This window comes from uncultured Mailhella sp. (assembly GCF_944324575.1).
GTDB lineage: Bacteria > Desulfobacterota > Desulfovibrionia > Desulfovibrionales > Desulfovibrionaceae > Mailhella.
Genome location: NZ_CALUWV010000071.1, coordinates 1 through 9,924, shown reverse-complemented (window position 1 = coordinate 9,924; position 9,924 = coordinate 1). Strand labels below are relative to the sequence as shown.

Below are 9,924 nucleotides of genomic sequence, written 5' to 3'. Positions count from 1 at the left end.
GTGACAATGTTTTGCACAAATGAGCATAATTCAAAAAACGCCCGAGTCAAGAGCAGGAAACACAGAAAACGCAGAAAAGAAAGGAGAGGAAGGGGACAGGCAGGAGCAGCGGGGCGCCGCCCCGGACCCCGCCGGGGGAAATGATTTCCCCCGGGCCCCCTCATTCCTTTCAGCATTCTCTCAGCGCTCGGGGGCCCCGGACGACGGCAGGAGCCCGGCCGACGGCCGCAAGTAGCCGGAATTCACTTCCGGCGTTAAACGCAGCGGGCGTCGTGCAAGTCCCGCGCCCGTACAGCGTGTCCGGGGCAGACGGGCGGTGGCGGTACCCGGGAAAAGGAAAATGTCAGGCAACGTGGGACAAAAAACAAAAAAGGCGGCAGACGGCGGCCCAAAATCGTTCTTTTCCCGATTTGCCCTGACCCGGATTATCCCGGATTTTTTTGCCGTCCAACTGCGCCGAAAACCGTGATTTCGGAGACTTCCGAAAGGCATTGCTGCCGAACGGGCTTGCGCCGCGCCCGGGGAAAAATGTCGACAAAATAACTGATGGCGGGAAACATGAGCAAAAAAAGGCAGTTGAACAGAGCGCACCGACAAAGCGCCCGGCGGCGGATACGACGGATGATTCCGGCAAGGGAGAGCGCGAGGGGAAAAGACGGGGAAAGGAAGATTTCATGCCGCCCGCACAACAGGGGAAAAAAGCAAAAAATGAAGAAAATTTGAGAAAATTTGAGAAAAACGAAAGAGTAACTGTGGATAAAAAATAAATCGTCTGACCTGAATATTTTTGTTTTTCGGAAATTTTCAAGTGTTATCAATATATTAATGAAAAAAATGGAAATAATGGGACAGTTGAAAATTTTTTCAAACATGATAAGGATTTATTCATTCGACACGTTGTGGATGCGGGGCTTGCGGCGTAATGCCGATTTTTGATTCGTGCCGATGGTATTTTCTTTTTTCCTTCTGTAAACCTGTTCTGTTATGAAAGAAATCTGGTCTTCTATACTCAACGAACTTCGCAGCAGACTTCCCGAGGGTAAGTTCAAGGTCTTTCTTGAACCGCTCAAGGGGGACGTGGTCAAACTGTCGCACGCTGACCGCTCCGGCGGCCAGGGGCTTCTTATTGAACCGGTCGGCGTCTGCGAATGGGAAGTTCGCCTGACCGCCATGAACGACTTTATGGCGGCTCAGGTGCGCGACCAGTTCTCCCAGGCCATAGCGGAAGTGGCGTCTTCCCTGCTCGGCAGCCGCGTCAAGGTGACGGTGAAGGCTTTCTCGTCCCGCAAGAAGACGGAACTGCCCCGTCCGGCGAGTCTGGAACAGCTCGCCGCCTCCATCCCGTCCACGGCGCCCACCGTGCTCATGGCCGACAAGCAGCTCGATCTGCCCATGCCGCTGCCCCGCGTGCGCACCTTCAATCCCGCCATGATGAAGGGATGGAAGCATTCCTTTGAGGATTTCGTGGTCGGGCCCTGCAATCAGATCGCATATGCCGCCGCGAGCAACATTCTTGCGGCCAACGCTCCCGTGGACATGGTGTTTCTGTGCGCCGGCGCGGGTCTTGGCAAGACGCATCTCACGCAGGCCGTGGGCCGGGCCCTCAGCCTCGAGGCGGACAAGAGACAGGTGCGCATGGAGTACCTCACGGCCGAGGAGTTCACCTCGCAGTTCGTGCAGGCCATGAAGTACAAGACCATCGACCAGTTCAAGGAACGTTTCCGTCAGCTGGACATGCTGCTTCTTGAAGACGTGCATTTTCTGCGCGGCAAGGACCGTACGCAGGAAGAGCTGCTTTCCACCATCAAGAATCTTCAGGACCACGGCGGCCGCGTGGTGCTCACGAGTTCCTTTGCCCCGCGCGATCTTGCAGGCGTGGATTCGCAGCTCGTGTCCCGCTTCTGTTCCGGATTCGTGGCCAGCATGGAACGTCCGAACCGCGACACCCGTCTGCACATTCTTCAGGAAAAGGCCCGCCGTCAGTGCATGGTGCTGCCTTCCCGCGTGGCCGATCTTCTGGCCGACCGCATCACCGGCGACGTCCGTCTTCTGGAAAGCTGCCTGCACAACCTCATGCTGCAGTCGCAGTTCACGGGGCACACGGTCACGGAAGAAATGGCCATGGACGTCATACGCAACGTGGCGCGCACCAGCCCCAGCCTCAGCCTTGAGGACGTCGTTGAGCTCATCTGCCGCAGCTTCGACCTTACGCCCGCGCAGCTCTGCTCCAAGTCCCGCCGTCAGAATCTCGTGCTGGCCCGCAACACGGCCTTCTTCCTTCTGCGCAAGCATACCGACCTCACCCTTGAGCAGATCGGCGAACGCTTCAACCGCAAGCATTCCACGGTCATCAAGGGCATTACCGCGGTCGAGCGCGAAATGAGCCGTCATTCCTCCCTCGGTGGTCAGATCGAGCACACCGTCTCCCTCATTGAACGTTCGGCCATGCTGGCCTAGTTTTTCCGAAATGTCGCCCTGCCCCGAGCGGGGCTTTTTTTTGCCCGTTTTTCGTCGACACGCGGCAGGCGTCTTGCCGGTGCCGGAAGGGCATCGACGAGAAGCGAGGACGCGGCGGAGCGCAGTCATCTCCTCAGTACCGGCCCGCCAGTTCCGGCAGCCGGGAGGGGACGTTTCTTCTGCCGGGCGCCACGGATGGACAGGCTTCATGCCCGGGAGCGTCGCGTCGTTTGCCGGAAGCGGGGAGGATGGGAAAAGCGGCGCATGCCTGCGGCCTGCAGGAGATGGCGACGTGGGCAGGGACAAGGAGAAAAAGCGACGGGGAGCGTCGTCGGGCACGGAAAGGGCGTGTCAGACGCCGTGGAGGAAGGCTCCGCGCATGGCGGGCGCGCACGGGCAGGAATGAGGCGCGGGGGAACTTGCCGACGGACGCCGTGGCGCAAAGCGCAGTCCGGCCCGGCGCCTTGCGACATGCGGCAGGGCGGTGAAAACTCTTCATGCCCGAAGCCTTCGCGCCGTGCCCGACGCGAGGCAGGCGTGGTTCCGGCTCACGGCCTGCGTTCTTTCACCGAAAGGTCGACGCGCAGAAACTCGAGCAGACGGTCGGGGAGAGGTGGAGAGGACTCCCCGGGCTTTGCGGCGGGCATGGCCACGGGACAGAGTTCCGGTTTGCCGAGAAGTATTTCCTGCTTTTGCGCCCGGTTGAGCAGTACAGCATACTGAAATTCATCATAGTCGCTGGCAAGGAAGGGAATGCCTGCAGCCAGCATTCCCGGGCCCTCATCTGTCCGGGAGGCAAGCGAGCCTATTCTGTCGATGCGGCCGGTGCGCTGCTCCAGCAGCGCGGGATTCCAGGGAAGGTCGTGATGGATGACCTCAGCGCATTCCCGATGCAGGTCTATACCTTCGGAAGCTATGGAGGTACAGAGAAGAATGTCGGGCAGGCAGGGAGAATTGAAGGCCGCGCATACGGCCGTGCGGCGATCCCCGCCGGTGGTGCCGTTGATGTGCACGGCAATGTCGGTCTGACGCAGATTGAGCCCGTTCCAGAGACTGCGGCGTCGCGAGGCCTCCATGCCGGGGCGTATGCTTCCGTCTTCTTCGCACAGAAGCTCGAGGAATCGCCGTGTTCTCTGCCACGGCCCGGATGCCAGGTGTTCCGTGGCTCGCAGTGCGCGTACGGCGCACGCACCTGGAGAGGCCGTTTTTTCCGTATTGTCGGAGACTGCGGGCGGCACGAGAGCGCTGTTTAAAAGCAGCTTGCGCAGGGCTCGCGGAACAGTGAGCAGCAGATCGGCCAGAGCATAGCCGTCCCGCTCCTGACGATAAGAAGGGGAGCCTTCCGGTTCGCGGACTTCGTCGCCGAGCAGACGAAGCATGGCCGCGTGCAGAGACTGAGCGTTCTGTTCTCCGGCGTGCCAGATGCTGGAGCCGTGAAGAATGTCCCTGAGCATACCGTCGAGCGCGTCGGCTTTTCCCGGGAACGGCGGCGAGGCGTCTTCATCGGTATCCTCGTCGATTTCCGGGGAGGGGGGAGTTGGTTTTTTCACGCCCGAGGAAGGCCTGCCGGAAAGATAGAAGGCAAGCGCGTCTTCATCGTCGAGAATGCGGGCGTAGGCGAGCAGGTCGCTGTCTGTGTCCTGCAGCATGAGGGAGGCAAGACACAGATCCGCGAACCGGGCAAGCGCGCGGATGCGCAGATGAGGCGTTTTGCTCAGCTTGTCACTCATGCGTTGCTTGACCTCGTTCAGGGCGGCGTCGCCCGGCAACGCAAGCCCGAGTCCGACAGCGAGGGAACGGGAGAGATAGTATTCCACGGTCACGTGATCGCGTTGCAGCCGTTTCGCCTGAGCAGAGGAGCAGGAATATCCCCGCAGTGCTCTGCGCAGCGTGCAGCACAGTTCTTCCTGCGTGGCAAGTCGGTCGCAGAAAATGAGCGTCTTGCGGCCTTCGAGCCAGTTGTTCAGCGCTCTCTGCACTGTGGCGGTCACCTTGGGGTGGGCGCTTTGTCTGAGCTGATGCAGAAAGAAGGTCACATACTCGCGGGTGAAGCCCGGGGCGGGAGTGCGGCTTTCCCAGCTTTCCGCAAAGGCGCTGTTGCTGGAATTGAGCCCGCCGAGCAGCAGAACGTGTTCCCTTTCGCCGCACTCGCGGGAAAGAAGCTGCCGGGCACGCATGCCGATGAAGCTCATGAGGGCGTTGTCGCCCGTGCCGTATCCGGCAACGTGGTAGAGACCGTGATGCCGTCCGTCCGGCAGGCCGTGCGTGCGAAAGTCGCGACCGCAGTGGAAGGCGCGCAGGTCTTTGTTTCTGACGTGGCGGATGATGACCGGACGAAGCGCCTGTTCCAGCTCGTCGAGCGCGTCGCGGTATCTGAGCGCGGCGGCGCAGAACTGCCGCAGGGCTGTGGCGCGGGCATGCTCCTTGAGCAGCGTCAGCGCCTGTTTCAGATCGCGGGCACAATCGCACGGCCGGTTCAGCTCCAGCATGTGTGCAGGCGTGAGGGCGTTCCATGCCTCGGAAAATTCGTTGCTGAGGCGAAGGGCTGCGGAAGCCGCGCCTTCCGGGGCAAGAATGTCGCGCACGCGTTCGAGGGCCTTGTCGGAGGTGTCACCCGTCACGGTTTCAAATACCGTCAGAAGTTCCCGTTCGTGTATCTGAAAAGGCGTGGCCGACATGAGCAGCCTGTGTCGGAAGGCATGCGCAAAGCTTTTGCGGAAACGGGCGGCTCCGTTGGAGCGTCCGCTTTTCCAGTTGTGCGCCTCGTCCACCACGAGCAGCGACAGAGCTGTCAGCTTTTTCTGGAACACGTCGTCGAGGACCTCAGCTGCGCGTTGCTCGACAACCTTGGCGTCGAGGCCGAGTCCCTGCCTTTTTTCGCAGAACAGCTCCCTGATTCCTTTCTGTTCCATGAGATCTTTAACGTTCTGCCTCAGGCCCCAGAGGTCTTCGCCGCCGAGTTCTTTGAGCCTGTCTTCCGTGTCTTCCCTGCCCGTCCAGCCGAGTTTTTTGGCCTGGGCAAGAATGCGCGCTGCCGTTGCTTTGCGTTTATGGTACAGTAGAAGGCCCAGCAGATATTTTTTCAGCAGCGGCGTAAAGGGCGACGGTTTTCGTTCCTGGCGGCGTATCGTGTCCATGGTCATGACGAAGACGTTGGGAGAAAAATCGTTTTGTCTGCCGCTGAATTCGCGGAAAAGCCGGTTTAGCTCGGCAGATGCGTGAGCGCGCGCCCTGTTTTGTTCCGGACAGGCGCGCATGGCCGCATTGAGCAGGCCGTTTTCGGCGCAGAGCTCTTCAAACTCCCTGCGCTTTTCATGACGCCACTCGTCGAGAAAGCTGCGGATGCGCGACGGGGAGAACTCGGCGCAGAAGGTTTGAAACGTGATGTCGTCCGGCATGTCCTTATCGTCCAGCCATTTTTTCTTCCATGTCTTCTGTCGGCGTACCACGTCGTTGTACCAGGTTTGGAAGATCAGCGTGAAGCACGACAGACGTCTGGCATGAACGCGGTGGATGTTCCGGTTTTCATAGCTGTGCAGACCGAAGAGCAGCTCGTTGCGGTCTTTTATGAGCAGCGGGCGAAGATAGTGCCCTTTTGAAAGGTAGGAGGCATTGAACTTCTTTATTTCCTCCATCCATTTTCTGGTGAGCATGGCGTTGCCGGGTACGATGAGAAGCGTCTTTTCTCCGTCGGCAGCATGTCGGGCCATGACGGAAAGCGCCACATAGGTTTTGCCCATGCCCACCTCGTCGGCAATGAGAACGGTGGAAAAGCCCTGCTTGAAGCGCCGGAGCACGGCCCGGGCTTCCTGTTGCTGCCGATGCCAGTTTCGGGCGAGTTCCGGGGAAAGGTCGGGATTGCGGAACAGCCGTTTCGTGTAGTCGAGGTCAGTCATGGGCGTGTTCCTTCATCATGAAGTTGAGGTAGGCGGCAAGAAGCGGGGAAGAGTGGGCGGCGGCTTTCCTGAGCGGTGCGTCCAGCTCCTCGAGCAGCGGGGAAAACAGCGCCGTTGCGCGAAACGGCGACGAAGCCCGGGCCCTGAACGCAGGTATGGTACGGGCTTTGGAAAGCAGGGTCGCGGCAACGCCGCGCAGTTCCGCCAGCTTGAACAGGCAGGCATCGTCCCTGCCGCCGTAAGCGTTGAGCTCGTGCAGAAGAAGGCGCCCCAGGGCACGCATCTCGTCCGTGACAAGAAACTTCAGAGCTTCGCCGGGATGACGGCTGTGCGCGGCTTCTTCCATCCTTTCGTCGAGCATTCGTTCCAGACCGCCGAAAAGCTGCAGATGGCGCTGCATGGCGATGATCACGTTGGCGTTGCGGTCGACGCCGGGGGAGGGGAGTTCTGCGGCGCTTTCTCCGAAGGCGTGAACGCCTGTGCCGGTCATGTTCCATGACGTTTCCTTCTGGTGCAGGAGCAGCCAGTCCATGCTGGTCATGCCGAGCAGCTCTTCTGCACCGTGCTCAAGCACATCGTCGGCGTACAGATACGGAAAGAGACTGACCGTGCCCGAGGCCCTGTGCCGGAACTGAAGCGCGCGACCGCACAGAAGGCGCTGCTGCCAGAACTTATCCGGCAGCGGGGTACTGACGCCCTTCCTGTCAAAGCAAAGTACCGGGCCGTCGTCGCCCCAGCGTATCTCGTAGGCATCCAGTAGTCGGCCCGGATTGCTGACCGCTTCCGCGGAAAAGACCAGACGGAAAAAGACCTCTCGGGAGTCGGGCCGACGCTCCAGCTCGATGAAGGCGATGAAGTCCGGAAACGTATCTGGTGTGATGTCGTCTTCAGGATCGGACGAAACGCAGTCCCTGGGCGTGTCCGGAAGGCGGGACGCACGATTGCCGGAAGCGGCGTACAGACCTTTCAGGAGTTTTTTCCAGAGCATTTCGGCAGGTTCGTCCAGAGGGCGCACGACGCCGAGCTCCTGATTGCGGCCGAGCCAGGCGTTCTTCGTGAAATTGGCGCTGCCAGCGTAGCAGAGGCCGTGTCCTCTGTCGTCAAAGAGCAGCAGAATCTTGGCATGAAGCCGTCGTTCCAGCGTGGCGGATTCAGGCACGGACAGATGGCGTTCCTGGGCACGCCTTTCAATGGAAGCCCGTTCCACGGCCGAGGCTTCGGCGGGAATGACGAAGGCCTGAGGAAGCAGGGAGGCAAAGTGCGCCAGGGAAAGCGAAGATACGCCCCGGGCATCGGTGCAGACGGCAAGCGAGCGCAGCGCTGGAAAAACGCGGCGGAAGGCGGACGCGGCGCAGCCGTTCGTCACCGAGGCGTCGAAGAACGGCGAGACCACGCAAAGCGATGTCGGTTCGGCGGAAGCACCGAACCAGCGTTCCCATGTCCGGCGCAACGCAAAAAGGCCGCTGTCCTCCGGCGTCGGCCGGTTTCGGCGGTCTGTGTCTTTGCCGTAGCCGGAAACGATCAGGCTCGGGGCGCGCATGGAGCTTTTGCGCAGCATGGAGAGGCGTTCGTCCAGGCAGTCGAGCAGCGCGTTGAGGCTGGAGCGTTCGGAGCCCTGAACGCGTCCGCCGTAGCAGCGGCGCAGAAAGTCCGCCCATTCCAGAATGAGCAGTCCGTCTTCCCGGCTGCCGCCTTCCGTCCAGCAGAAATGTTCCATGACTTCCCGGTTGTGGAACAGGCCGGAAAAGGTGATGTTGAAGCTGCCGAGAAAAAGATGCACCGAGTCTTGGGTGACGAGACAGCAGGCCTTGCTGTGATGGCAGCCGAAAATCCTCGACTTCCACGGATGCAGCTCCAAAAGATGGGGCAGCGCGCTGAAATCTCGGGTTTTGGCGGCGTCGTAGACGATGATGGGGTGCAGTCCTGCTATGGTCAGTCGGTGACGCGCGTTGAGGCCGGAGTTGTCGTCGAGTTCCCGGCCCAGCATGAGATTGAGCGCCTGCTCGGGATCGAATTCATACGTCAGCATCAGAAGATGCCGCAGAGGTTCGTTGCCGTTCTGCGTAATGTCGGCAAGCAGATCTCCCAGACTTTTGCTTTCAATCGGCATGCCCATGAGACTCCCCCGCGTAGTCGAGCCAGCGCCAGACGTTGTTGAAGAACCACGAGCGCGGGTAGGCGTTCATGACGCCGCGGCACAGACGGGTTTCGTCGGCGTCGGCGAGTTTTTCCGCCAGACGCATGACGGGCGAGTTCTGCACGCGATCGGTCAGCAGCACAGTGTGCTCGTCCATGAAAGGCTGGGCGAGCTTTCGTTTCTGATGCGCCGTGTGTGCGGCAATAATGACGCTCACCTGCGTTTCGAAGGAATCGTCGAGACACAGGCGGCTCGGCAGATCCCAGCCGAGTCCGGAGCCTTCAAGACTGTCGGCGGCCTCCCTCGCCGCCCGTCTGAGCACTTTGCCTGTAAGACGGTGCGGTGGAAGCGGCTCTTCACTGCCCTGCCGCTGCCTGCGCAGATACTCCCACTCGAAGATGAACTGGACGAGCGCGGCGAACTGTTCAAAGGCGCGGCAGCGTTCCAGACAGCGCAGAAGCTCGTCGAATCGGCCTGCACTGTTCCGCGCTTCATAGTGAAGCCGCAGCGCGGGAAAGAATGCGAAACGGTTCGCGGCATACAGCGCCTTCACCTTTGCGTCGGGCGGTTGAGTCCAGAGTCCTCTTCCGGCGGGCCAGAGCTCGGCGGCCCGGCTGAAGGCGCGTTTCCATACGAACTTTTCCCGCTCGTTCGGCACTCCTTCGGCCACGCTCCAGCACAGGCAGTCTTCTTCGTTCAGCGCGGCGTCGGGCACAGGCTCGTCGTTCATCCATGCTTCGGCCAGCGTAGTGAAGGTCGGACGCTTTCTGCCGCGTCGTCCGTTCGGGGGGAGGCGCGTGTCCCATGCTTCGGCCAGCGCCTCGCCGGAGGAGGTGAGGTTCATGTCGGCGTCAAGAAATCCCCAGGTGACGGAAGGACCGGCGTAGTGCCCGCGCACGCCGTAGCCGGGGTTGGCATAAAGGCCGAATTCCGCCTTGCGGGCGACGGCGCGTGTGGGCTTTTTTTGCGGCAGACGGTTCAGCTTCGTGATGTTGAGCACGCCTTCCGGTCGCGATGCCCGAAGGCAGAGCACGCCCCAGAGAACTTCCAGATCACGCATGCTGCGGGCAAACTCCCTGTCTTTGACGGACAGATGTCTTCGGCTTAGAAAACGCACGGCCCAGCAGAGAAAGCTGTGGCAGGCCGGGGCGACGGTCACGGTCGTGAACTCGGGAAGAAGCGCGTCGGTCAACGCGGCATATGGGCGCAGAAAACCGAGAGGATCCATGGAGTCAAGTCCGGAAGGCAGCACGGTATAGGGCGTAAGGTACATGGCGATTCCAGGGGATGAAGGAGCGTCGCAGGCGCATTCCGTGCAGCGTATGTCTGAAGCGCGTTTGAGGCAAGGCCTGCGGGCGCACGCCCGAAGTCTGGGGAAGAGACGGAGAAAAGGAGAGCGGGGGAATCAGGCAGGGAGAAGAGGCGGGAAAAGAC

Annotated in this window: 5 protein-coding genes; 2 read left to right on the top strand and 3 right to left on the bottom strand. The window is 60.6% G+C overall.

The genetic code is table 11. The features are described from left to right. Positions 1-440: 440 nt before the first annotated feature. Together Q0J81_RS08485 and Q0J81_RS08480 are read left to right on the top strand one after the other, a co-directional pair. On the top strand, positions 441-767 hold the full coding sequence (locus Q0J81_RS08485; protein ID WP_294447183.1) for a hypothetical protein: 327 nt from the start codon (positions 441-443) through the stop codon (positions 765-767). 217 nt (positions 768-984) lie between these two features. Next, the gene (locus Q0J81_RS08480) at positions 985-2,457 is read left to right on the top strand and encodes a DnaA/Hda family protein (RefSeq protein WP_294447181.1); all 1,473 of its coding nucleotides are present in this window, start codon (positions 985-987) and stop codon (positions 2,455-2,457) included. A 548-nt stretch (positions 2,458-3,005) separates the two neighbouring features. On the opposite strand, the gene Q0J81_RS08475 is transcribed toward Q0J81_RS08480, so the two are convergent. The 3 genes from Q0J81_RS08475 to Q0J81_RS08465 are packed head-to-tail and all read right to left on the bottom strand — an operon-like array spanning position 3,006 to position 9,763. After that, positions 3,006-6,353 (bottom strand): helicase-related protein, encoded by a 3,348-nt coding sequence (locus tag Q0J81_RS08475; protein ID WP_294447180.1) that lies wholly within the window; start codon positions 6,351-6,353, stop codon positions 3,006-3,008. Beyond that, positions 6,346-8,463: a hypothetical protein gene (locus Q0J81_RS08470; RefSeq protein ID WP_294447179.1), complete on the bottom strand. Its 2,118-nt coding sequence runs from the start codon at positions 8,461-8,463 to the stop codon at positions 6,346-6,348. The genes Q0J81_RS08475 and Q0J81_RS08470 overlap by 8 nt, the downstream gene beginning before the upstream one ends. Continuing rightward, the gene (locus Q0J81_RS08465) at positions 8,453-9,763 is read right to left on the bottom strand and encodes a hypothetical protein (RefSeq protein WP_294447178.1); all 1,311 of its coding nucleotides are present in this window, start codon (positions 9,761-9,763) and stop codon (positions 8,453-8,455) included. Before Q0J81_RS08465 ends, Q0J81_RS08470 begins: the two co-directional genes overlap by 11 nt. Positions 9,764-9,924: the final 161 nt, after the last annotated feature.

Excerpts from the sequence above, each read along its gene's own strand:
- Q0J81_RS08480 (WP_294447181.1), top strand. The coding sequence starts at position 985 with ATGAAAGAAATCTGGTCTTCTATACTCAACGAACTTCGCAGCAGACTT.
- Q0J81_RS08475 (WP_294447180.1), bottom strand. The coding sequence starts at position 6,353 with ATGACTGACCTCGACTACACGAAACGGCTGTTCCGCAATCCCGACCTT.
- Q0J81_RS08470 (WP_294447179.1), bottom strand. The coding sequence starts at position 8,463 with ATGCCGATTGAAAGCAAAAGTCTGGGAGATCTGCTTGCCGACATTACG.
- Q0J81_RS08465 (WP_294447178.1), bottom strand. The coding sequence starts at position 9,763 with ATGTACCTTACGCCCTATACCGTGCTGCCTTCCGGACTTGACTCCATG.